General features: G+C 37.1%; 18 protein-coding genes and 4 pseudogenes. 4 read left to right on the top strand and 18 right to left on the bottom strand.

Annotated features, from left to right (window positions below; translation table 11 throughout):
* Window positions 1–225: 225 nt before the first annotated feature.
* From F8M47_RS01140 to F8M47_RS01095, 10 genes are read right to left on the bottom strand one after another with little or no spacing between them, the layout of a single operon-like run.
* Window positions 226–1,026 carry a glycosyltransferase family 2 protein gene (locus F8M47_RS01140; protein WP_150538386.1) on the bottom strand — a complete coding sequence of 267 codons (801 nt, stop codon included), beginning with the start codon at window positions 1,024–1,026 and terminating at the stop codon, window positions 226–228.
* Window positions 1,026–1,907 carry a glycosyltransferase family 2 protein gene (locus F8M47_RS01135; RefSeq protein ID WP_150538385.1) on the bottom strand — a complete coding sequence of 294 codons (882 nt, stop codon included), beginning with the start codon at window positions 1,905–1,907 and terminating at the stop codon, window positions 1,026–1,028. Before F8M47_RS01135 ends, F8M47_RS01140 begins: the two co-directional genes overlap by 1 nt.
* Window positions 1,900–3,090: a hypothetical protein gene (locus F8M47_RS01130; RefSeq protein ID WP_150538384.1), complete on the bottom strand. Its 1,191-nt coding sequence runs from the start codon at window positions 3,088–3,090 to the stop codon at window positions 1,900–1,902. The genes F8M47_RS01135 and F8M47_RS01130 overlap by 8 nt, the downstream gene beginning before the upstream one ends.
* Before the next feature lie 7 nt (window positions 3,091–3,097).
* Entirely contained in the window at window positions 3,098–3,865 is a 768-nt protein-coding gene (locus tag F8M47_RS01125; protein WP_150538383.1) for a glycosyltransferase family 25 protein, read from the bottom strand.
* A 1-nt stretch (window position 3,866) separates the two neighbouring features.
* Window positions 3,867–4,742, bottom strand: a complete 876-nt coding sequence (locus F8M47_RS01120) for a glycosyltransferase family 52 (protein ID WP_244298023.1) — start codon at window positions 4,740–4,742, stop codon at window positions 3,867–3,869.
* Window positions 4,743–4,795: 53 nt separating this feature from the next.
* Window positions 4,796–6,004: an oligosaccharide flippase family protein gene (locus F8M47_RS01115; RefSeq protein WP_150538381.1), complete on the bottom strand. Its 1,209-nt coding sequence runs from the start codon at window positions 6,002–6,004 to the stop codon at window positions 4,796–4,798.
* Window positions 6,005–6,062: 58 nt separating this feature from the next.
* Window positions 6,063–7,220 (bottom strand): UDP-N-acetylglucosamine 2-epimerase, encoded by a 1,158-nt coding sequence (gene neuC, locus F8M47_RS01110; RefSeq protein ID WP_150538380.1) that lies wholly within the window; start codon window positions 7,218–7,220, stop codon window positions 6,063–6,065.
* Window positions 7,220–8,479, bottom strand: a complete 1,260-nt coding sequence (locus F8M47_RS01105) for a cytidylyltransferase domain-containing protein (protein ID WP_150538379.1) — start codon at window positions 8,477–8,479, stop codon at window positions 7,220–7,222. The genes neuC and F8M47_RS01105 overlap by 1 nt, the downstream gene beginning before the upstream one ends.
* Before the next feature lie 48 nt (window positions 8,480–8,527).
* Window positions 8,528–9,565, bottom strand: a complete 1,038-nt coding sequence (gene neuB, locus F8M47_RS01100; protein WP_150538378.1) for an N-acetylneuraminate synthase — start codon at window positions 9,563–9,565, stop codon at window positions 8,528–8,530.
* 36 nt (window positions 9,566–9,601) lie between these two features.
* Window positions 9,602–10,234: an acetyltransferase gene (locus tag F8M47_RS01095; protein WP_150538388.1), complete on the bottom strand. Its 633-nt coding sequence runs from the start codon at window positions 10,232–10,234 to the stop codon at window positions 9,602–9,604.
* Window positions 10,235–10,322: 88 nt separating this feature from the next.
* Between F8M47_RS01095 and F8M47_RS01090 the strand changes: the two genes are divergently transcribed.
* A complete protein-coding gene (locus F8M47_RS01090) occupies window positions 10,323–11,075 on the top strand; it encodes a YdcF family protein (protein ID WP_150538377.1) in 753 nt (250 codons plus the stop codon).
* Window positions 11,076–11,134: 59 nt separating this feature from the next.
* On the opposite strand, the gene priA is transcribed toward F8M47_RS01090, so the two are convergent.
* The 7 genes and pseudogenes from priA to F8M47_RS01055 form a co-directional block, all read right to left on the bottom strand.
* Window positions 11,135–13,351 carry a primosomal protein N' gene (priA, locus tag F8M47_RS01085; protein WP_244298021.1) on the bottom strand — a complete coding sequence of 739 codons (2,217 nt, stop codon included), beginning with the start codon at window positions 13,349–13,351 and terminating at the stop codon, window positions 11,135–11,137.
* 61 nt (window positions 13,352–13,412) lie between these two features.
* Window positions 13,413–13,720, bottom strand: a pseudogene (locus tag F8M47_RS01080) (nucleotidyltransferase family protein).
* Window positions 13,710–14,151 (bottom strand): annotated as a pseudogene (locus tag F8M47_RS01075) (nucleotidyltransferase substrate binding protein). Before F8M47_RS01075 ends, F8M47_RS01080 begins: the two co-directional pseudogenes overlap by 11 nt.
* Window positions 14,152–14,189: 38 nt before the next feature.
* Window positions 14,190–14,806, bottom strand: a pseudogene (locus F8M47_RS01070) (LysE family translocator).
* Entirely contained in the window at window positions 14,803–15,669 is an 867-nt protein-coding gene (rarD, locus tag F8M47_RS01065) for an EamA family transporter RarD (protein ID WP_150538375.1), read from the bottom strand. The pseudogene F8M47_RS01070 and the gene rarD (F8M47_RS01065) overlap by 4 nt, the downstream one beginning before the upstream one ends.
* Window positions 15,670–16,580, bottom strand: a pseudogene (gene rarD, locus F8M47_RS01060) (EamA family transporter RarD).
* Window positions 16,581–16,629: 49 nt separating this feature from the next.
* Window positions 16,630–17,847, bottom strand: a complete 1,218-nt coding sequence (locus tag F8M47_RS01055) for a pyridoxal phosphate-dependent aminotransferase (protein WP_150538374.1) — start codon at window positions 17,845–17,847, stop codon at window positions 16,630–16,632.
* Window positions 17,848–18,020: 173 nt separating this feature from the next.
* Here F8M47_RS01055 and F8M47_RS01050 point away from each other — a divergent pair, with 173 nt between their 5' ends.
* Window positions 18,021–19,301 (top strand): isochorismate synthase, encoded by a 1,281-nt coding sequence (locus F8M47_RS01050; protein ID WP_150538373.1) that lies wholly within the window; start codon window positions 18,021–18,023, stop codon window positions 19,299–19,301.
* A gap of 31 nt (window positions 19,302–19,332) precedes the next feature.
* Here F8M47_RS01050 and F8M47_RS01045 read toward each other — a convergent pair whose 3' ends face one another.
* Window positions 19,333–20,241: a LysO family transporter gene (locus F8M47_RS01045; RefSeq protein ID WP_150538372.1), complete on the bottom strand. Its 909-nt coding sequence runs from the start codon at window positions 20,239–20,241 to the stop codon at window positions 19,333–19,335.
* A 126-nt stretch (window positions 20,242–20,367) separates the two neighbouring features.
* Between F8M47_RS01045 and dinB the strand changes: the two genes are divergently transcribed.
* A complete protein-coding gene (dinB, locus tag F8M47_RS01040; RefSeq protein WP_244298020.1) occupies window positions 20,368–21,435 on the top strand; it encodes a DNA polymerase IV in 1,068 nt (355 codons plus the stop codon).
* Between the two features lie 86 nt (window positions 21,436–21,521).
* Window positions 21,522–22,391, top strand: a complete 870-nt coding sequence (htpX, locus tag F8M47_RS01035) for a protease HtpX (protein ID WP_150538370.1) — start codon at window positions 21,522–21,524, stop codon at window positions 22,389–22,391.
* Window positions 22,392–22,406: the final 15 nt, after the last annotated feature.

Here is a 22,406-nt window from a genome sequence, read left to right as displayed (position 1 = left end):
AATTTCAAATAAAAAATGCTGCAAAGTCAATTTATTAGCAATAAAAATTGTTGACTTTTGAAAATAGATGGCATTTTAGCACAGTAATATAATCATATTAAATATTGAGAAAGATAAAAAATTGCGGTGTAATGGACAGATCAGCAACTATTTTGTTCATTACACCGAAATGTTGGCAAACTAATAACAAATAAGGCGTATCATATCAATGATACGCCTTATTATCTATTTACGCGTTAGACTATAAACCGCTTTAAGTGCAACAAGCGGTAAAATTCTTGGTAAACCTCGCATTAAGAAAATTGCAAAGCCAGTGATGGGATCGTGAATTTTACATTGATTTTTTAATTTCATTAAACGCCATTCACTTTTGAAGTAGTTCCAGCCATGTCGGCGACTTACCATTCCATTACCAACTCGTGCATAAACTAACAAATCCGCTAAATTTGCCACATTATTGCCATTTGCCACCATTTTTATCCAAAGATTGTAGTCTTCTTGCAAATCTTGATAGCCCCCGCACGCTTGCACCGCAGATTTTTTATATGCGACCGTCATATGATTAAATGGGCAACGCAAGCGGGTAAATTTCACAATCTTTTCCGCTTTTGTCGGCACATTACGATACGCCACAATATCTTGAATATTTTCACCAAATTCTGCAATTTGTCCGCCAAAGATGATGGTTTCGGGATATTGTTCGATAAAAGCTACCTGTTTCTCAAAACGTTCAGGCAAGCAAATATCATCGGTATCCATACGGAAAACCCATTCGTGCAAACAGTAATTTAATCCGTCATTCAAGGTTTTGCCTAAACCTCTATTTTGTTCAAACCGAATCGCTTTGATCGGTAAGTGTTGTCCATATTCAACTACAATAGCATCTAATTCATCGGTAACTTTGCCATCGAACAGCACTACGATTTCGTCTGCAGGTCGAGTTTGTGCTTTTAAGCTTTCAAAACATTCTCTTAAAAATTGTGGCTTCTCTTTGATATACAAAGACATTAAAACGGAGAATTTCATTAAATAAACCTTTTCATATTAATTGCTAATTTGGGCGAAATAAATGTAACTATCGCAATGATTAAATGCTTTATGCTTCGGCTACGTTTGAACATTTGAAAATAATAACTTGCCGCTTGCCGAGAAAGATTCATCGCACAAGGATAAGATAAAATATACAAAGCATTCATCGCAAAATTATTTGATTGCAGTTCTGTTTTCACGTATTTTTGACGAATAGCGGTTAAGGCTAATTCTGTATTCGCTATATTGGTTGAAACACTAGCGCGCTGAGTATGAAAACTGCAGATGCTTAACGGTTGATCTACAAAAATTGGCGAAAAATTCGGGCTAGAAACTAATTTCAACACAAATTCGTAATCTTCCAACGATTTCAAATCGGTCGCTAATCCGCCTAATGCTAAAAAGAATGATTTTTTAATACCAAACATCGGCATTCCACCAATTTTATTAGCTAATAACATACTATCTAAATTTAATTTTTCTGGCGGAAAAGGCTTAGTGATATAGCTAAATCCTTCATTTACCATCACACATTTTGCGGGATGATATACAAAATTGGCTTGTGGATTTTGTGCCAATGCGTTAGCTAACACCTCACATTTCTGTTCTGCAAAGCGATCATCATCATCAAGAAATAACAACCATTCATAGGCTGCTTGCTCTGCGCCCACGTTACGACTTCCTGCCGCCCCTTTATTGGTTGCATTACGAATGACCGTCACGGGAAAGGTAAATTTCTGCTCACAAACGACCTCCTGTGTTGAACAATCGTCCACAATAATTACTTCAAAATTCTTTTGGGTTTGTCGCTCAAGGTTTGCCAATAATGCAGGAATTTCAGTTGCCCGATTATAAGACGGCACAATAATACTAAACATGTTTTCCATTTTTTCTGTTTAACAATAGGATATTTTTACCTTTATCACCAAATAGCGATAAAAACATAAGAAGCACAAACATCGTCCCTGGGTAAGCATAAGTATCGGCTTTAATATTTAATATACTTAAAATAAACAGTGTAGACAGAATAAATTTCCAGCTTCCATCAAACCAATTATCGGCAATTCGTTTTACAAAATAAGCGGTAAATGCAAAACAAATGAATATATAGCCAATACCACCATATAACGTTTGGCGAATAAAGCCAGAATCAGAACCACCGTAATAATGTAATTCTGGCGTATAATAATAGCCATCACCGATTAAGAGCTGTTTGATCTCAGGTAAGAATAAATGCTTGTTTACTAAGGTATCAGTTGAAGAACTTACTCGTTCTGCACCTGATAAAATATTAATCACAGGTTCTAACGCATGTGCCACATAAGGATGCTCTGGTAAATAAATAGCTAAGCCTAATACCATAGCCACAAATAACAACAAATAAGGGACATAACGCCATTTAAAGTAAAGTAATACAATTAATACCGAAAAGGTAAAAAATGTTCGTCCAGAAATAACGCCAATAAATAGCATAAACAATACAAAAACACTGTGCATATTATTATGCTTCGCATTATAAGCGAGCATAAAATTAAGCAGCATTAAATAAAAAGCGCTTAATTGGAAGAAGGCGGAAGATGTAATATTATATAAACGATATTCTTGCTCTGAGCCTCTAAATTTAGGTAAAAACAAACTCATATTGGTACCTAGCGCAATATCAGAAAAAAGCGCAATGCCTGTTAAGCCCAACACTCCCATTAATACTTGAACGCCAATGCCCCATTTTAGATCAGTAATCACCCGTGTTTGATTATCGGTTTGAGAATAAAAGACATTATAAATAACAACGCCAAAACCAAATAAAATCAAAGTTTTAGCATACATAATCAGCACTGAAAAATCTTTCGTACCATTAATCATGAGCGGAATAGCTGATAATGCAATTAAAGCAATAATTACCGCAAAGCTATCCACTGGGATTCGAATACCATCAATACGCTTTTGATACCATTGATAAGCGAGTAATACACAAGAAAACATACCGACAACAAATGCCATACGAATAAAGTGCATCACCCATGGATCATAAATATAAAATAAATTAATTACTACGCTCATATATTCTCTAATTAATCGCGTTACGTTTAATAGCTAATAATTTTTTAAGTGGATATTTTAGGATCTTCTTAAAAATTGCTTGTTGTTGTGAAGCTCTAGCCTCTTCCAAGTTACTGGTTAGCCCTGGATTTTCAATCGCCATTAATGGGCGTACAACTAAAATATCCATTCCCCATTTTTGTTCAAATAAAATAAAATCATCTGCTAACCAAAACGGCAACGTTTCAGTTAAAAACTTTCTAGCCGATGATTTTTTAATTAAATATGCAACAGTACCTGCATAATAATTTTTATAAGGATAAGCAAAGCGGTAATTAGTTGTTTTAATTGGCTTCATTTGAGCTTTAAAGGTGGTTGGAAATTCAATTTCCAATAATGCATCATCAAAACTTAAAATTTTTGATTGCCCAACTAATACAATATCAGCGGTTAAATTTTGCTGTACTAATTTATCTAATGAGGCTTGGAAATGTTGGTTAAATAACGCATCATCTTCACAAATTAAACAATATTCTTGTTCATCAATGCTTTCATCATTCACAATTTGTTGATACACGCCTAAATGGCTAAATGTACAACCAATCTCACCTTTTGTCGCTTTACGCTGATAACGTTGCTCAAATTGGACTAAATCATATTTTTGTGCCAATTCTTGCCATTCAAGCGACATGGTATTAATAGCATCAAACAATTGGAAATCTGCCGTATTTGGTTGAGAAAAGAACAGTTCGCGACGAGCGCTATCTTTTTCTAAAGAAATTAAATATTTTTTCATTTTATATATCAATAATATTAATACCAACTTGTTCGAATAATTCATAACAAGCTAAATATACAGGATTATTTAAGGCTGGCCGAATAGATACAACTTCAATATTTGGATGGTTCATTATATTTAACACAGCCCCACTAAAATAAGTATAGATAATATATTTTTTTTGTCCTGCTGCTTGATAAATATAATCTTCAAAAATCAAATCTGTTTCGATATATTCAACCTCATCTAAACGATAGCTTTCACGGGGGTGTGGTAAATAATGAGTAATATCAAATTGTTTAATTATTCGTTGAGCTAATGCAATATTTTCTTGCGCATCATTAAACAGTGGCTGACCAAGCAATAATTTAACCGTTGTGTTTTGGTAAGCAGTCAGATTTTGCGAGGGTTTTGCAAATGAAATAACCTCAACATTTTCAATAATATTTGGCAAATCAGGATAGATTGTATAATGTTTGCTCGATAACTTTCTTAACGATTGAGTGCTATGTTTATTACCAATCAAAAAGTTCACTATTTTACGTTTTAATGTTTTCGGTGAATCTTGATAATAGATACTATTTTTTACAATATTCGCCGTACCGTCATCAAAAGTATTCAATTGCTGAAATTTAACTGTACTACAAACGAGTTGGACAAATTGATCATCAATACTTGCAACAAATAAATGATCTACATTTAAATGCTTTAATTTCTGTTTAGCTTTTAACAATGCTGATAATAATGGAAACCTTCCCGCTTGAGGATAACTAAATAAAAAAGCTTCTTTGCAGAGTTTGTTAAAACGCGCCCAATAACTTTGAAACTTACGATTATTATAAGCTTCAAAGGTAAACATTACACCAAAAAACGCCTGTTCAGGATATTTCTGCATAATCTTTTCCGCGATCAAGACTTGTAATGGTGTATGGCAAATAATCAAATTCATTAAATTTCTGTTCTCACTCTTTTAGTCATGTTATATAAAATTGGTAGTAAGCTCACACCACCAATAATACTTGCGTAAGGTACATACTCTATTTTAGTGTTAGCTAACAACAATAAACTAACTAGATATACAACCGTAGATAATACGGAAGAAAGTGAAATAATTTTATTTTTACCATAATAAAATAGGTAATTCACCAAAATAAAATAGGGTACTGTTAGTGATGTTGAAAATAAAAATAGAATAATAAAATATTTTGTACCAATAAATTGATGTCCTAATAACCAAACTACCACAGATTCAGGAATTAGCCACATTATCATCGAAGGTATTGGTACGAATAATAATGAATAAGCTGACCATTTATGCACTTTCTTCAAATTAATCGTTTTTTGTTTTAATCCTTCATAAAAATAAGGTAGTGTTGCTTTATTTAACGCTTGTAACAAAATCATTAAAATGGCAGCAATCTGAGCTCCCATTGCATATAGCCCTAAATCAACTTGGCTGAATTTATGGAAAATAAAAATTCTATCTAACTGCCCTTTTAAATAGAAGCTAGCTTGATGCAATAATAATGGTACACCAAACCCTAATAAATACATAAATCCTAATTTATGTTGATGCAAGCTGAATCTTTTTTTCTGGCTAATTTTGCGTGAATAAAGAAAATAAGCCAGAAAGAACACAATTAAATTACCAAATAAAATCGCTAAAATGCGTTTCTCTACAAGATCTGTTTGGTAATATTCCAACATTGCAACCGTAATTGCCACAGAAACAAAGCTCGTCAATGACTGAATAATCATATACGGGATGGCTTGTTTTTGACATTGACGGACACTTAATTGCACCGCTAAAAATGATTGGAATACAGCAGAAATTGCCAAATAAGCAATGATTTCCGCATTAAAATACCAACAAATTGCTAGAATGATCGTTCCAACAAAAACAGTGTAAAGATATCCTGTTGAGACCACTAAATTAAGTGAACGTTTTCCGTAAAAGTAAAAATAACGAGCAACCGCCCCTTCCTGACTTAATCCAACTAAAATCAAGAACAAAACCAAATAAGTTTGGTAATAAGACAACTCACCATACCCTTCTACCCCTAATTTACGGGATAAATAAGGAAGTAATAAGAAAGGAATAGCTTTGGAAATCAGCTCACCGCCGAGGTAAATGACACTATCTTTAACTGCTTTCATAATTTTGCAAAAAATGAAGAAAATCAACCGCTTATATTTGCCACAAGCGGTCTAAATTTTAAGGAAGATCGTAAAATACTTTTGGTTGATCTTTATCTGTATCAGCTAAAAAATGCTTAATCACTCGATAAGCTTTTTCCATCGCATTTTCTTGATAATACGGATTAATCATCTGCGGTAAACGCTGTTGGAAATCAGCAGAAATAAGTTGCTCGATCCCCGCTTTAATTGCTGGTAGGTTAGTTTCTACATCAATCACGCTTTCGCCACGCACTCGCCCTTGTTGGCGATTACCAATATTGACCGTACCCACACCACAGCTTGGTGCTTCTAATAAACCTGATGAACTATTACCAATTAAGCCTTGTGAATATTTAATTAACGCTAAATATTCTTCTGGCTTCACCGAAGTGAAGAAACAATAACCATTTTGTTCGGTATATTGCTGAAAACGTTTAAAAATTTGATCAGCTCTTGTATCTGAATTTGAACCGATAAACACAAATTGATAGCGGCCTTTAAACTGATCTAATGCAGCTAAAAGTTGTTCAACTTGTTCAAGTACTGGTTGTTCTGTCAGCGTTTCAGGGTGAAATACCACCATAAAATAAGGTGTATTTGGAATATTTCGCTCTGCGACTAAGCTTTCTTTAGTGGGTAAATTCAGCAATAAACTGTTTTCTGCCCCCAGTGAACCTACGTTATGCACATATTTCGGTTCTTCACCTAATTGAATCACACGTTGGCGATACGCTTCGGTTGCCGTTAAATGCAATTTCGACATTTTGGTAATGCAATGGCGAATAAACTCATCATAATTGCCAAGGGTTTGTTCACCACCGTGCAAGTGGATTAGTGGAATATTATGCATTGCTGCCGCAGTAGCCACGGCTAACATTTCATAGCGATCGCCTAATACCATCACTGCATCATATTTATGTTGTTGGAAATGTGCGCCGAAATAATCTAAACATTCCGCCATCGTATGAATAATTGTTTGGTTATTTTCAGCGTTTAATGTAAGTGGAATCCGTGCCGCAATTTCAAAGCCATCTTGTTCAATCACTTTCACGGTATTTCCATATTGCGCATCTAAGTGCATTGCGGTCACAACCAGTGAAAAGGCTAATTCAGGATCGTCATTTAATTTTTTTAATAAACGTTTAACGATACCGTATTCAGCTCGAGAACCTGTGATATATGCAATTCGTTTCATTATTTAATCTCTTGTTCCAAAATAGCGGTTAATTTTTCATAGCCTTTTGCATTGAAATGTAAGCCGTCATAGCTATAGTCTAAATTTAATTTTCCATATTTATCACTAAATGCATTATCTAATTCGATCCATTTTACCGCCAAATTCGCTTTTAAATATTGGTTTAATGATCGGATGTCTTGGTTATTACGCTCCACTCTAAATGCCGTTGGCGTTACCTCTAAGAAATAGAGATTAATATCTGCACGAATTGACTTTAATTTAGCAATAACATGATTAATATCAGCTAATATTTGCTGATTACTCCACTGCTCTCGTACAATGTCATTCGTGCCAAACATTAACACCACATCTTTAGCTAAAGCAGAAATTAATCCGTTATCTAAAATTAATTCGCAATATTCTTTTGCCGAAATACCCGCAATCCCTAAATTATTCACACTTTTACCGTTTAATTTTTCAATATTCCAATAATCAAGAATTGAATGTCCAATTAAACTGATTTCTTTTACTTCTTTAAAATTGCCTTTCTTAATTAAAATCGTACGGCGAATGGTTTCGAGCAATAATTGGTGAGCTTTACGCTGCTGCATAATAAAGTAGAAATATTCAAAATCTTGTCGGTTATCAATATCAATAGATGTATTCCTATCCATAAAATAAGCCAATGATCTCGCACCATAGAAATGCTTCTGTTCAAGATAAGCGGTCGGTTTTGCGATAAAAATTGCACCATTTGGCGAATATTCAGGATGATATTGCTGGCGCGTATAGTTGGAGTAATCCAATTGGAAATGCTTCAGGCTTTCATCTTCTTCAATTGGACGGGTGAGTGTTGTTGGCTTGTGAGCATCTGAAACCGAAACACAAAAATCAAACTGCTCAAATTGACGCTCAAATTTAGCACAGGCTTCTTTAATATGCTGTGCGGTACGCAAAGGCGAAGTAGGTTGTAATAACACAAAGTAATCAAATACGGTCGATTGATATTGCTGTAACACATCTTCAATCACAACAAATGAACTGGCTTTATCGCTTGCTAAATGTTCCGCACGTTTAATAAACTCAATTGGATAATGCGAAAGTAAATCAATATATTCTTGCGAGTCTGTACTTACAATAATTTTTTCAAATTCGCCCGAATCAAGCGCCGCCTCAATTGAATACGCTATTAACGGTTTACCATCCACCAATAATACATTTTTATTAGGCAGACCTTTTGAACCTGCTCGAGCTGTGATAATTGCAATTTTTTTCATAAATTTAACCGCTTACTAAAAAAGCCCCCCAAATGGGGGGCAAGTATATTACATTTGGTTTTCAAAACGACTATCGACAATTAGCTGATCATCTTCAAAATCTTGTTGCGCTTCTTTGCCTAACACTTCATACCAGAACATTGGACTAATTCCATTACCTGGACGTTTCGTGGTAATGTTGTCGATGGTAAAAATTTCACCTTTTTTGATCGGACGTGCCGCAATAATTGATTTACGAGCTACAATTTTATTTTTCGCTTCTGAATTGGTTACTAATTTTTCAGAAGAACCTAGTGATTTTTCTACTGCACGAATCCCTTCACATAATAATTTTAACTCTTCTGGCGTGACCGATGCTTTATGGTCTGGACCTTCAAAGTTTTTATCTAAGGTAAAGTGTTTCTCAATAAAAGTAATACCGTAAGGCACTGCTGCAAGCCCTGCAAAATAGCCCGCTGAGTGGTCTGAAAAACCTAAGCTATATTCAGCAAACTCTTGTTTTAATTGATGAAACGCATTTAAGTTTACATCTTCATATGGCGTTGGATACTCTGTATTACAATGTAAAATGGTAATGTCTTTTTTCGCCATACCATTATCTTCTAACACTTTTAATGATGCTTTCGTTTCTTCAATCGTCGCCATGCCTGTTGAAATGACAATAGTTTTACCTTCAATGGGTAAACGTGCAATTTTTTCTAAATAAGGTAAGTTGGTTAATTCACCCGATGGAATTTTCCATACTTTTTGTTGCTGGCTGGCTAAGAAATCAATTGATTCAAAATCAAATGGTGTTGAAAACACTTCTAAGCCCAATGAACGTGCGTAAGCTTCTAATTTCACAAATTCGTCATAAGGTAACTCAAGCTTACGAGTCATCTCTAATTGAGAATCTGCCGTACCTGTAGTTACTTTTTGGTATTCTGCTTTTGGTGCATATTTTGAAATTAATTTATCCGCTTTGAAGGTTTGGAATTTCACTGCATCCACACCGCAATCCTTCGCTACCTCAACCATTTTTTTCGCTAATGCAGGATCACCGTTATGGTTACAACCAATTTCTGCAACGATAAATACTTTAGTCATTTATTTGCTTCCTTATAGGGTCTATTGACCTTTCGTTTAATGATTATATTCTTTAATGAATTTAGCTGGCACGCCCGCCACTACAGTTCTTGGCGCAACATTGCGAATCACAACCGCGCCAGAGCCCACCATGGATTTTTCACCAATTCGAAGTTGTCCATTTACCACTGATGAACTGCCAACAAAAGCATAGTCTTCGACAATTACATCGCCGTTTAGTGTCGTGTTAGTAGAAATATTACAATGATTGCCGATAAAACAGCCATGTTCCACCAAGGCTTTGGTATTAATCACCACATTATTGCCCACCGTAACCCCTGCGTTCACAATTGCCATTTTGCCAACGAATACACCGTTACCCAGCTGAGAGCGACTCGAAACGATTGCCGTTTTATCAATAATATTCACCACTTCACAACCAAGCTCCGTAAGTGCTAAATATTTTTCAAAGCGGTGTTCGTTATTACCAATACTAATGAAATAACAGTATTGATCTCGTTGTTCAAACTCTTGAATAGTATGCGCTAAGATTGGGAATCCTAAATGCAAACAGCCTGTCGGTTTAAAATTATCAATAAAACCACAAAATTCGAACTGTTGCTCGTCTAATGAGTCCAACACAGACTTGGCATAACCGCCAGCACCAATTAATACGATTTTTTTTCTCATCATATCTTTTACTTAAAGAGAAATAGGATGTGCATTTTAGCAATAAATCGTAGAAAATACGCTAAATATTTATCTATCGGGAGCAACAATGTTTTTTTTTACCAAATTGATTACCTCAATCATTTTACCGCCGTTTAGCATTGCGCTACTTTGGATTCTCTCTCTGATTCTCGCCCGTTTTAATTATAAAAAATTAAGCCGATCTATCGCAGTTTTCGGGATTGTGACCCTTTATTTAATCAGCACCCCTTTGGTTGCCACTAAACTCAGCGATTCTTTAGTCACCAACGATAATTTAAGCTTAGATGATTATCGTTCTGCCCAAGCGATTGTGGTACTAAGTGGTGGCATGCGCGACAGCCAAGAATTATTCGGTAACATCGCCACAGGTGACTCGACTTTAGATCGTATGCGTTATGGAGCCTTCTTAACCAAAGAAACTTCGTTACCGATTCTAGTAACGGGCAGTAGCCCAAATGGCAATTCTGAAGCGGCAATGATGGCAAAAGAGTTTGAACAATTCTTCCAAGTAAAAGCGAAATGGTTGGAAGAAAAAGCGAAAACGACTAAAGAAAATGCGCAATTTTCCCACGAAATGTTAGCGAAAGAAGGGATAAATAAAATTGTGCTGGTGACCAATCAATGGCATATGAAACGTGCAAAAATGTTGTTTGAGCGACAAGGCTTTGAAGTGCTCCCAGCAAGTACTGGCGCAGGTGTGACTCCTGAAGATTATTACAATTATTTTTACTACCTTCCTCAAGCTGGTGCTTTGAGTAGTGTAATGATTTCGCTAAAAGAGTGGCTTGGCTATTTAAAAGAGTGCTCTAGCTTTACATAACTAGCGGTCTGATTTGCTCGTTTTTTTGCGAAAAATTACCAAAATCAGACCGCTTTGTTTTAGCCTATTTCTTGAGGATCAATATCCAAACTTAACCGAATATTCGTTTGTAAGCCTAAAGTAGCTCTATCCAAATCAAATTGTTCGAACAACCGCTGTAACATAGCTCGAGAACGATGTTGTATTAACAACAACCAGCGATAATGCCCTGCTTTTTTCGCCATTGGTGCAGAAAAGGGAGGCAAAATCAGTATATTTTGCAAACCCAATTCTATGCTTTTTTGCTGAAAATAAGCGGTTAAATTTTGCAAAAGAGTTACCACTTGCTGATTGTCTTTGCCCGTTGCTCTTAACAAGGCTTGTGCGGCAAAAGGCGGCAGCCCCATCACTTTACGCATTTTTAGTGCTTCTTGCGCAAAGGCTAAATAGCCCTGTTCTAACAATGTTTTCAGTAACGGATGTTCAGGATAATGGGTTTGTAATACCACTTCGCCTTGCTTTTCTGCTCGCCCTGCTCGCCCTGCCACTTGCACATAAAGCTGTGCCAAGCGCTCTTCCGCTCGGAAATCAGTCGAGAAAAGCGCAGAGTCAACATTCACAATCGCCACCAAAGTTACATTTGGGAAATGATGCCCCTTTGCCAGCATTTGCGTACCAATTAAAATTTGGCTTTTACCCTCACGAATATCGCTTAAATGATTTTCCAGCGCCCCCTTACGTGCAGTGGAATCTCGGTCTATTCGGCTAATTTGGTAAGTTGGAAACTGCTCACTAAGTACCTGTTCTAATTGTTCTGTGCCAACTCCAGTGGTGATCAAATTAGTTGAACCACAATGCCCACACTGACGAGGGATAACGCGTTGTGAGGAACAATGATGACAACGCAATACTCTTTGCTTTTGGTGGTAAGTATAAGGCTTTTGACACGCCTCGCATTCGCATATCCAGCCACATTCGTGACAAAGTAAAACAGGTGCAAAGCCTCGGCGATTTAAAAACAACATCACTTGGTTTCCTTGTTCCAAATGCCGTTTCATCATCGTTAGCAAACGTTCGGAAAGCCCCGCAGTAATTCGCTGGGTTTTGAGATCGATCACCTGCTGTTTTACCTGTTGCGCATTGCCCGCCCGAGTAGTTAAAGCCAGTTCGATAAATTTGCCACTTTGCGCATTTTGCACACTTTCTAAACTCGGTGTTGCCGAACCTAAAATAATCGGAATCTGTAAATTTTTCGCTCGTAGAATAGCTAAATCCCTTGCATGGTAACGCCAGCCATCTTGCTGTTTAAATGAGCTATCGTGTTCTTCATCAATGATGATTAAACCTAATTTTTCAAATTGGCTAAATAACGCCGAACGAGTGCCAATCACAATAGCCGTTTCGCCATTTTTTGCCCGAAGCCAAGCGTTTAAACGCTCAGTTTCATTCATATTCGAATGTAGCACATCAATTTCTACATTAAAACGTGCTTTAAAGCGTTGTACTGTTTGTGGTGTCAGACCAATTTCTGGCACCAGCACTAGCACTTGTTCACCACGGTTTAACACCTGCTCAATCACTTGCAAATAAACTTCCGTTTTACCCGAACCCGTTACACCATTGAGTAAAAAAGCCTCAAAGCCATTTTTTACTGTTAAACGGCTAACCACTAACGTTTGCTGTTTATTCAAAACTAAGCGATTCGCGCTATTTACAAGCGGTCGATTTTGCAATGCTTTTTGCCAATGTTGTGCTTCAAACGGCACATTCACAGGCTCAATATAGTTTTTCTCAAATAGTCCTTTCCAAGCGGATCGACTACAAGCGAGTGGTTTTTCAAAGAAATTTTCACATTCAGCCAATTCCGCTAGCAAATCTTGCTGTTTTTTCGCCCGCTTGTTTTCGCCAGAAATCAGTGCCATTCGCCCGCGTTGAGTTACCGTAAAATAATCAGGTTGCGATCTTTGCGTACTCTCACCATTACGCACTTTAACAGGCAATGCATTCATCATCACTTCACCAACTGGGGCGTGATAATAACGTGCAGCCCAATTCAGCAACGCCCAAATTTCCTTATCAAAAATAGGCGCTAAATCTAACACTGCTTTAATTGGTTTGAGTTTATCTGCAGGCACATCACTCGTTTCAGGAAAATCTACCACCACGCCAATTTTAGTTTGATTACCAAACGGCACTTCAACACGCATGCCTTTAACTGCCGACAAAAAAGGCGGCAGTAAATAATCAAAATAGCGATGTAACGGCACAGACAATGCCACTCTAATTACTTTCGACATAAGAAATAAAAACGAAAGGACAATAGCTTATAGTCTATTACCCTTGTGATTTTAAAATATGTTACTGAATCACAACATACTGCTGCTGAATAATGTTTCTAAAGCTTTCGTTAGTTGTTGCCCAATCAACAATATCCACTTTCCAAACTAAATCTGATTCTGAAAAGGCTTCCCGTAAAATATCACTTTCCAAGAAGCTAAGCGGAGTTTCTGTTATCACAGCAAGATCAAGATCCGAAAACTTTTTGCGGTGTCTTTCACTCGGGAATCAAATGCCCATACCGATAAATGCGGTATGTGTTGTTGCAAAATCGTTTTTACGATCCGCAACTCTTCGGGTTGAATATCTAATACTGGTTCATGTTTCATCCTGGTTTCTCTGACGCAATTGCTGAAGTAAGAAACGACTCTGTTCTAAGAAATCACTGATTTGGCTATAAACCGCTCCAGCTTTATTTTGATCATAAGTATGTAAAGTGATACTACGCATATCGCGATACTCACCCCATTTGCTCATATCATCAATCAGCCCTAAGCGTAACGCTTCACGCAGAATATCTTTAAAACCATATCCGCCGACATCATCATTATTAATCGTCTCATATTGCAGTTGGCATTTCATCATTTTTAGGCTTAATTCATAAACAAACTCAAACTTTTGAATTGCACCAGCAATTAACGTGTCTTGAACAATCCACTTTTTGTTGATAAAACCACTCTAAATCAGAAAGTTGTTTAATCGTTTCTTCTAATGAATAAAAGGCTTTTTCTAACGCCTCCAGATTTAAACGTTCAGCCATTAATTCTCCTTAAAAAAATGCTAAAATCTGACCGCTTGTTAGCGTTCAAAGCCAATTTTGGCGGCGAAACCAATAAAAATAGCTCCACAAATTTTATTCATCGCAGAACCAATTTTTTGATTATTACGTAACAAATTCCCCAATGGCGCAGCAGCAATAACTAACACAATCACTCAGATTGTGCTCGTGCCCAAGTTAGCCCTAGCAATAAAAACGGTAAAAAGGTATTTTCCACATTATTTGCAACAAATTGAGGCAACAATGCTAAGAAAAACAAAATCACTTTTGGATTTAATAAATTGGTTAAAACACCTTGGCGATAGATTCGCCACAAGGGTAATTGCTCTAAATAGACTTGATTAACTAAAAAGGGTTCACGCCACATTTTGATACCGAGGTAGCACAAATACGCCGTTCCTGAATATTTTAGCAACGCAAATAATGTTGGAGAATGCGCCACAATCTGAGCCAGCCCAATGGACACCGCCAAAATATGCACAAAAAAGCCTGTTAAAATCCCAAAGGCGGACATCAATCCTGCTTTTTTACCTTCGGCAATAGTTCTAGTCAGAATATAAATTGTATCGGAACCAGGTGTTAAGTTCAGCAAGATACAAGCGGTCAAAAATCCCCAATAATTTACAATATCATTCATTGACGAGCCTGTCTAAAATTATCCATCGTTAATAAGATAATCGCCCATGTTAAACAAATCATCAGCAAATAAGATTTAGCATCAAGCACTTCGCCAATCATAAAGGAGATAAAAAGCATCACGAGTGGTTCTACATATCCCAATAAGCCAAGTACATTGACTGGCAATAGATTGCTGGAAAGAATATATAAAATAAAAGCACTACCATTTACCAAACCAAATAAAGCAAGAATATAATAAATATGATGATTCTCACTTAATATGAATTGCATATCAGTTTGCGCAATAAAATAAATGGCAAAAGGCATAATTAATAATAATTCCGCAAATAAGGTTGCTAATGTATTTATACCAAAATAACGACGTAACGTCAGATAAATAGGATAACCGACTGCCGCTACAATTGTTGCCCATGAAAAACTTCCCACTAGCCAAATATTGCTTGCAACACCAATCAGCGCAAAACAAAGTGATAGCCATTTCAATAACGAAAAATATTCTTTAAACACCAACTTGCCCAACACTGCCGCCATAATTGGCAACAATAAATAACCGATTGAAACCTCAATTGCCTGCCCATTATTTGGCGCCCAGACAAACAGCCAGAGTTGGAATCCATTATTAAACGCAAGCAGTAATAACAGCAAAATAAGCGGTGGATTTTGCTTAATTTTTTGCAAAAGTTGTTGAAATTTATCAGTTTGCTTAAAAAGTAAAACTGCCAATAAAATAAATGGTACTAATACCACAATTCTAAACCCAAACATACTTTCGCCGTTGAGCGGGCGCAATAATACAGCGAAATAATAACCTAAACCAAATAAGAAATTGGCTCCGATACAGCATAATGCGCCCTTTAACATTTAGTTCTCCGCTATAATTTTTTTGCGCTGTTTTCGAATACTAAAAATCCCGTCTAAAATTAAAAAGAATATTGCAATCACCAAGCACAGCATCAAGAAATAAGCGTTTGGATCTAGCCGTTCACCAATCAAAAATGAAATAATCATCATAAAAGTCGGTTCTAAATACCCCAATAATCCCAATACATTAAATGGTAAAATCGTGCTAGCTAAAGTGTAAGAAAGTAGCGCTGAACCACTCACAATACTTAAAATAGCAATAAAGTAATAAACATTTGGATTTTGCGCACAAATAAAATCCATATCTGTATTCCAAATAAAATAAAGTGAAATGGGTATCAAGAAAATAATTTCAAAAATAAAGCTATAAATATTACTGATTTGGAATTTTCGACGTAAATAGAAATAGATTGGATAACCCGTAAAAACAAATATCCCTTCTAATGACATTCCACCTGAAAAAATAATGCTATTTAACACACCAAGCATAGCGAAAATAATTGCCAGCCATTTGATGCGAGAAAGGCTTTCTTTATAAACTAAGCGTCCAAATGCCACCATCACAATTGGCATAAGTAAATAACCCATTGAAACTTCTAGCGCTTTACCGCTATTGGGCGCCCATAGAAAAAGCCACATTTGTGAACCAACAATCAGCGAGGTCACAAAAATAACTAACAATAGGTGTGGCTGTTGTTTCAGACGTTTAACAAACGCTAAAAATTCGTGCTGTTTTTTAATTCGTGCTGTTTTTTAAGCACAAAAATCGCTAAAAATAAGAAAGGTAAAGTCACCACCATTCGAATGCCAAATAAACTTTCGCCAGAAAACGGGCGCAAAAACGTGGCAAGATAATACATTCCGCCAAATAGTGTGGAAGCACACAGTGAATAAATAATCCCGAGCTGCATAATTAGTTTTAAAAGATAAAACCGCCCTGAATAGCAGGGCGGAGAAAGATTAAGATTGTTTATAAGTCTTTAAGAAGTTTGCTAAGCGGCCGAGTGCTTCTTCAATTTGGTGAGCATAAGGCAATGTTACCACACGGAAGTGATCGGGTTTGTGCCAGTTAAAACCAGAACCTTGAACAAGCAAGACTTTTTCTGCTTGTAATAAATCGTAGATAAATTTAGCGTCGTCTTTAATACCATACATTTCGGTATCAATTTTCGGGAACATATAAAGCGCCCCTTTTGCTTTCACACAAGAAATACCTGGAATTTGCACTAATAATTCATACATTTTGTTACGCTGTTCCAATAAACGACCGCCAGGTAATACAAATTCATCAATACTTTGATAACCACCTAATGCCGTTTGAATGGCGTGTTGCATTGGTGTATTTGCACATAAACGCATTGAAGAAAGCATATCTAAACCCTCAATAAAACCTTTCGCATGATTTTTCGGCCCGCTTAACAGCATCCAACCTTGACGAAAACCTGCTACACGATAGGCTTTAGATAAACCGTTATACGTTACACATAATAAATCAGGTGCAAGTGCTGCGATATGGTGATGAACTGCGCCGTCATAAATGATCTTTTCATAGATTTCATCAGCAAAAATAATCAAATTATGCTGACGGGCAATTTCGGCAATCTCTAATAATACCGAACGACTATATACTGCACCTGTTGGATTGTTTGGATTAATCACCAAAATTGCTTTGGTACGAGGGGTGATTTTCGCTTTAATATCTTCAATATCAGGGAACCATTCATTCTCTTCATCACAAAGATAATGTACCGCTTTACCACCCGCCAGCGTGGAAGCCGCGGTCCAAAGTGGATAATCAGGCATTGGAATTAAAATTTCATCGCCTTCATTTAACAGCGCTTGCATCGACATAGTGATTAATTCTGACACACCATTGCCAATATACACATCATTCACATCAACGCTACGAATCCCTTTAGATTGATAATATTGCACAACAGCTTTACGCGCTGAATATAAGCCTTTTGAATCACAATAGCCCTGCGCTTTAGGTAAATTGCGAATCACATCCACTAAAATTTCATCTGGCGCTTCAAAACCAAATGGAGCGGGATTACCAATATTCAGCTTTAAAATTTTATGACCTTCTTCTTCAAGGCGAAGAGCTTCTTTATGAATTGGTCCGCGAATATCATATCGAACCTGAGTTAATTTGTCGGATTTAGGGAAACGTTCCATTGTGTTTGTCCTGTTTATAAGTAAATTGTTGGGTCTATAGACCGTTGTTTATTGCAGAAAATCGCTCAACTTTACTCTGATTTGGTAGGAATTTAAAGAGGAAATAAGCTAAAATAACCACCTTTTTTATAATAGCTAAAAACTAGCGGTCAAATTCTTTAGAAATTTTGCAAATGTCTATTTTTAATCAATTAAAACAACAACTTACAAAACGAACTTCAGAACACCAAACAACATTAGGCTGGATCGAATATCGTGTCTCCGTTGCTATTACTGAAGAAAGTGTTGCTTTATTAAGCTGGTTAAAAGCACAGGATCATTATCCGCATTTCTTTTGGCAAGCGCGCGACACTGATCAGACCATTGTAAGTATCGGCACTGCTAAATCTTTTAACAACCTTGAAACGGCTCAACAATTTGTACAACAAACTCAGTTTAAATTGGTTGGTGGCGTACAATTTGAAGGCGATTGCTTATTTATCTTGCCTCGTTTGCAATTAGTAAAAGATCAGCAAAATTTAACCGCTTATTTTTATCTTAATCAGCATGAATTAGCACAGCAAGCGGTCATTTTTGAGCAATATTTTGCTAATTTCAACCAATGCTTACCACTTGAATTAACTGAGAACCCGCTAATTTCTCGCCAGTCGGTTTATGATTTTGAAAGCTGGCAACAAAATATTGAACGTGCAATTCAGCACATTCAACAACAGCGCTTTAATAAAGTCGTGTTAGCCAATGCCAAAACACTTGAGTTTGAGCAAACACTTTCCGCTTATGATTTGCTTTCTGCGAGCCAAACCACCAATTTAGGTTGCTATCATTTTCTGTGGGCGGAAGATGCAGAATCCGCATTTGTAGGCTCTAGTCCTGAGCGCTTATATCTACGTAAAGCCAACCAATTTAACACCGAAGCATTAGCGGGCACAGCGCCTGTGACAGAAAGTGAAATACAAACCGAGCTCAATGCCGAATGGCTACTGACCGATCCTAAAAATATTTATGAAAATCAATTGGTAGTCGATGATATTCAAACTCAATTAGCAGACTGCGTAACCAATTTAGAGATAAGCAAAGCGGGTATCAAACGCTTGCATAACGTACAACATTTGCGTCGCCAAATATCAGCAACACTAAAAGCCAATATTCGCGATGCTGATTGCCTTACTCGCATTCACCCAACCGCAGCGGTGGCGGGTTTACCTCGTCAGGCTGCCAAACAATTTATTGCAGAATACGAGCAATTTAGTCGCCGTTGGTACGCTGGCACTTTAGGCTATTTGCAACCCGATCAAGCTGAATTTTGTGTTGCATTACGTTCAGCGCAAATTGAACAAAATCGCCTCACGCTTTATGCAGGTGCGGGAATTGTTGAGGAGTCTGAAGCACAGTCAGAATGGCAAGAAATCGAACGTAAATCACTGGCACTAGCTAAATTACTCAATCTTTCTTAAACAAAATGGCAGGTTAATTCCTGCCATTATTTTATCCCGCTAATCCGATAAACAGAGCGAGTAATAATGGTGCGACTAAATTCACAATAAAGCCAAAACTGATTGCTAACGGCACAACTTGTGTCCCTCCCGATTTTTGAATTACGGGTAACATACAATCCAATGACGTTGCCCCCCCTAAGCCCACTGCGGTTGAAGGAAATGCTCGCATAAAAAATGGAATAGTAAATAAGCAGAAAATTTCTCGAGAGAGATCGTTAAAAAAGGCAATACTGCCGTAAATTGGTCCCCAAGCATCGTTTACTAGCACACTGGATAGCGAATACCAACCAAAAGCCGAAGCAAAGGTTAAACCTTGCATAACCGATAAATCCAACGCAAATGCCGCAATAACACCACCAATAAGGCTACTAATAATCATCACTAGCGAGGTATAAATACCACGTTTGTTAAAAAACACCTCTCGTAATGGAATGCCACTATTACGTAGCTGTATCCCTACCCCAAAAATCATTACTTCTAAAACATAAGTGCTGGCATGCAATGGGAAATTAAGAACACCTTTGCTCAAAAAGCCAAATATGCCGCCTGCGATGGTCGCACCAATAAGTTTAGCGGAATCCAATAACATAACCCAACGAGATGGTATATCTTGTGGATTTACATTTTCGCGTAGCATCGGCTGCCACGTGTCGTACATCATCAATCCAACAATATTAGAAAATTGAATAATTAAACTTAACCCAAGCGCCATTCCACCAATTTGTGGCAATTTGCTTGCAATATCGTCCAACTGTCCGAGTGATATCCCCATCACAAATAAAATCAAATATAAGCAAACATTCACCACATAATTGACAATTTGTAACTTATGGCTATTCAACTTAAATAAATAACCTAAAAAAAGAGGAATTAGCACAATTGCTAAACCGTATAACATTGTATTTTCCTTATCGTTATTAATTTTTGAGTTGAAATTTTAGCGGTAACAGCATAAAATAAAACTGTTTTTATATACAGTTATTAAATGGCTTACAAGCGGTCCAATTTAAGGAATTTTTTGCAAATGACACAACGAAAAATTATTCATATTGATATGGACTGCTTTTATGCTGCGATAGAAATGCGAGAAAACCCAAGTTTAGTCGGCAAACCTGTGGCAGTAGGTGGTTCGGTGGAAGGGCGAGGCGTTTTAACCACTTGTAATTATGAAGCGAGAAAATTTGGCTTACATAGCGCAATGCCAACGGCGCAAGCGCTCAAACGTTGCCCCAATTTAATTCTTGTGCCTGTAAATATGCCCCTCTATAAATCGATCTCAACACAAATTCACCAAATTTTTCGGCGCTATACTGACATTATTGAACCGCTTTCATTAGACGAAGCCTATTTAGATGTAACTGATTGCCAGCAATGCTCTGGTTCTGCAACTTGGATAGCACAAGAAATTCGTGAGGCAATTTGGCAAGAGCTTCATCTAACTGCTTCTGCTGGCGTTGCTCCGCTTAAATTTTTAGCCAAAATTGCTTCCGACCAAAACAAGCCGAATGGGCAATTTGTCATTGCTCCTGAAAATATGAGCGCTTTTATACAAGATTTGCCATTAAAGAAAATCCCTGGGGTTGGAAAAGTAACCAATGAAAAGCTCGCACAATTAGGATTACATACTTGCCGCGATATTCAAAACAGCGATAAAGCCTTTATCTACCAAACATTCGGTAAATTTGGACAACGGTTGTGGGACTTCAGCCATGGTATTGATAATCGCCAAATTGAAGTAAGTCGCCCACGCAAATCATTAGCCGTTGAAAACACCTTACCAAGCGATATTTGGCATTTAACTGAAGCACAAGCAATTGTTGCCGAACTGTTCAATAAACTTGTATTTCGGCTACAGCGCAATTGGGGCGAACATTCGTTACAAGATTTCAAAAAATTGAGTATCAAATTAAGGTTTGGCGATTTCACACAAACCACTTTAGAACGAACCACCGATGGACTATCACTCGAACGTTTTTTAGAATTATTAGCACAAGTTTGGCAAAGAACAGCGCATCGTTCCGTGCGACTGATTGGGCTTTCTGTACATTACCCAGCCGAAAAGGTTAAAAAACAGTTAAATTTGTGGGAATAATTGTTGCTAAAGACTTGAATTCTTATAAAATTGCCTCCAATTAAGGAGCTGTTTGTTCTCACTCTTTTTTGGAGATTTATCTATCTATGGCAAAAAGAATTGTCTTATTTTTATTAACTAACTTAGCGATTACCTTTGTTCTTGGCATTGTATTAAACCTTATTTTCCAAGTAACAGGCATTCAAGGCGGTAGCACGGGTGGTATTTTAGTGATGTCGCTTGTGTTTGGTTTTACTGGTTCTTTAATTTCATTATTTATGTCAAAAAGCATGGCGTTACGTTCAGTTGGTGCTGAGGTTATCCAACAACCTCGAAATCATGCAGAACAATGGTTATTCGATACGGTACAACGCCAATCTCAACAAGCAGGTATTCCAATGCCTGATATTGCTATCTATCACTCTGCTGATGTAAACGCATTCGCCACAGGTGCCACCAAAAACAACTCTTTAGTAGCTGTAAGTACTGGCTTATTAGACAATATGACAGAGGACGAAGCTGAAGCGGTGGTTGCACATGAAATCGCCCACATTGCTAATGGCGATATGGTAACCATGACCTTATTACAAGGCGTATTAAATACCTTCGTTATCTTCTTATCACGCATTATTTCAACTGCTGTGGCAAGTGGCAAAGACCAAAACGGCAATAGCACACAAAATACTTTAGTGTTCTGGGTTGTAGATATTGCACTACAAATGATTTTCGGTGTGATTGCAACGATGATTGCAATGTGGTTCTCTCGTTATCGTGAATATCGTGCGGACGCAGGCTCTGCGCAATTAGTAGGTAAAGAGAAAATGATTGCGGCATTACAGCGTTTGCAACAGGTTCACGAACCACAAGAAATGCAAGGCTCCCTTGCTGCGTTTATGATTAACGGCGCACGCTCTAAAGAATTATTTATGAGCCACCCACCACTTGAAAAACGTATCGCAGCGTTAAACAATCTATAATCAACAAGCGGTCTG

Origin of the sequence: Actinobacillus vicugnae, assembly GCF_901687125.1 — a bacterium.
GTDB lineage: Bacteria > Pseudomonadota > Gammaproteobacteria > Enterobacterales > Pasteurellaceae > Actinobacillus > Actinobacillus vicugnae.
This window is presented reverse-complemented; position numbering and strand designations above follow the sequence as displayed.